1 protein-coding gene is annotated in these 237 nt (G+C 56.5%); it reads left to right on the forward strand.

Going from position 1 to position 237, the window contains the following annotated elements; genetic code table 11:
- A partial coding sequence (locus tag ADK28_RS00205) for an ImcF-related family protein (RefSeq protein ID WP_048794582.1) occupies window positions 1–237 on the forward strand: 237 nt, incomplete at both ends.

Consider the following 237-nt stretch of genomic DNA (forward strand, 5'->3'; position numbering starts at 1 on the left):
CGTTATTGCAGCAGCAGTTTCTGCCGGCTGTGCTCGAAGGGCTTTTGCAGGATTTGCAGCAGGCACCTGCGGCCAGTGAGGACAAAATGTCGGTACTGCGTGTCATGAGGATGACGGAAGATGCCTCGGGTCGCAGCATTCCGCTGGTAGAGCAGTATATGGCGTGGCGCTGGCAAAAGGCGTTTCCGGAACAGGGGCAAGTTCAGCAACAGCTGATGCAGCATCTGGATTATGCCC

The sequence above is a fragment of the Serratia sp. 506_PEND genome, from assembly GCF_001076875.1.
Lineage (GTDB): Bacteria > Pseudomonadota > Gammaproteobacteria > Enterobacterales > Enterobacteriaceae > Serratia > Serratia marcescens.